Here is a 2,092-nt window from a genome sequence, read left to right on the forward strand (position 1 = left end):
GTTGTCGGGTGCGGGTCCGTTGGCGCTGATCGCGCAGTTCCCCGCGCCCCTGCAGGGGCGCGGGGAACTGCGCAGCGGGGGTTCGGGGGCTGGCCCCCGAGTAGTGACGATGGGGGTCCCCCCGCTCGAGCGAAGCCGAGAGTGGGGGAGGGTAGGGGCGGCGGGGCGAAAAAAGGACCCGCCGCCAACCCCGCCAGGCAACTCACCCGCGAGGACGCTCAACCCCCAGCACCCGGTCCCTCAGCACAGGAAACTGCCCCCGAGTCGCACCGACCTTCGCGGGATCGAACTCCACGGAGAGCACCTCCTCACCCGCACCCGCCTCCGTAAGCACCTCACCCCAGGGATCAACCACGATCGAGTGACCGGCCTGCGGAACCCCCGCGTGCGTACCGGCCGTTCCACAAGCAAGCACGAACGCCTGGTTCTCGACCGCCCGCGCCCGGGCCAGCAGCGTCCAGTGCGCCCTGCGACGCTCCGGCCAGCCCGCCGGAATCACCAGGGTCTCGGCGCCCACGTCGACGAGACCGCGGAACAGCTCGGGGAAGCGGAGGTCGTAACAGGTCGCGAGACCGACGGTCGTGTCCGGCAGCCGAACCGTCACCAGTTCCTCACCCCTGCCCATCAACACGGCCTCACCCTTGTCGAAGCCGAACCGATGGATCTTCCGATAGGCGGCGGCCAGTTCACCGGCGGGGGAGAAGACGAGGGAGGTGTTGTAGAGCGGCCCCTCAGGATCCCGCTCGGGAATCGAACCCGCGTGCAACCACACACCCGCGTCGCTCGCCGCCTTGGCCATCACCTCGTACGTGGGCCCTTCGAGCGGCTCCGCCTCGGCGCTGAACGACTCGAAGGCGAAGGCCCCCGTCGTCCACAGTTCGGGCAGCACGACCAGGTCGGCACCCGCCTGTTCCCGTACCAGCGAGGCGACACGCTCCCTGCGGGAGTCGATCGATTCGCCCTCGTCCACAGCGATCTGGAGCAGGGAGGCGCGCACACTACCACCGTCCTGGCATTCGAGCCTTTGATACGGGCCTACGATCGTCACACGAAAGCACTGCCGGGGTGCCTCACAGCAGCGTAACTTAGCGTCCCAAGACACCCGCTGACTGTGCACTGCCCGCGTCCAACCGCCCGAGGGGTCCCGTTCCGTGAGTCTGCATCCCAGCCTTCAGTCCTACGCCGACGCCTGGACCCACTCCATCGACGCGATATCCGAACTGGTGTCGCCGCTGGTGGAGGGGGAATGGAACCGGCGGACTCCCTGCCCAGGCTGGTCGGTGCGCGACCTCGTCTCGCATGTCATCGGCCTCGACTGCGAGATGCTGGGCGACCCCCGGCCGATCCACACGCTCCCCCGCGACCTGTACCACGTGACGAACGAACACCAGCGGTACATGGAGATGCAGGTCGACGTACGCCGTCACCACACCGCCCCGGAGATGACCTCCGAGCTGGAGTACACGATCATCCGCCGCAACCGCCAGCTGCGGAACGAGTCACGGCAGCCGGACGCCCTCGTCCGCGGCCCGCTCGGCACCGAGGTCACGCTCGAAGAGTCCATGCGCAACCGGTCGTTCGACCTCTGGGCCCACGAGCAGGACCTGCGCACCGCCCTCGGCCGGCCGGGCAACCTCGACTCCCCCGGCGCGTACGTCGCCCGCGACGTGCTGCTCAGCAGGCTCCCGAAGGTCGTCGCCAAGGACGCCGGCGCCCCGCCGAACTCGGCGGTCGTCTTCGACGTCCACGGCCCCCTCGAATTCCTGCGCACGGTCCGCGTCGACGCCGAGGGCGTCGGTTCAATAGACGGTGCCCCCTCCCTCGGCCCCGCCGCCACCCTCACCCTCGACTGGGAAACCTACTTCCGCCTGGCCTGCGGCCGAGTGACCCCGGAGGCGGTGGCAGACCGCCTGAAGACAGAGGGCGACCCGGAACTGACGGCAGCAATCCTGAGGAACTTCGCGGTAACACCCTGATCAAACCCAGCCCCTCCGGCGTTTGAGGAGCGGGGTCTGGGGCGGAGCCCCAGGTTCGGGACGGGAAGGGGCGGCGGGGGCGAGAACACCCCCCCCCCGCCCCCCCCCCCCCCCGC

At 69.6% G+C, this 2,092-nt stretch carries 2 protein-coding genes; one reads left to right on the forward strand and one right to left on the reverse strand.

Features of this window, described 5'->3' with window-relative positions:
* Nucleotides 1–202: 202 nt before the first annotated feature.
* Entirely contained in the window at nucleotides 203–997 is a 795-nt protein-coding gene (locus O3Q52_RS52325; protein ID WP_269655431.1) for a carbon-nitrogen family hydrolase, read from the reverse strand.
* A gap of 154 nt (nucleotides 998–1,151) precedes the next feature.
* Here O3Q52_RS52325 and O3Q52_RS52330 point away from each other — a divergent pair, with 154 nt between their 5' ends.
* Complete coding sequence (locus tag O3Q52_RS52330; protein ID WP_269655432.1) at nucleotides 1,152–1,976, forward strand: maleylpyruvate isomerase family mycothiol-dependent enzyme; 825 nt, start codon at nucleotides 1,152–1,154, stop codon at nucleotides 1,974–1,976.
* Nucleotides 1,977–2,092: the final 116 nt, after the last annotated feature.

The sequence above is a fragment of the Streptomyces sp. ActVer genome, assembly GCF_027270795.1.
In the GTDB taxonomy this organism is placed as follows: Bacteria; Actinomycetota; Actinomycetes; order Streptomycetales; family Streptomycetaceae; genus Streptomyces; species Streptomyces umbrinus_A.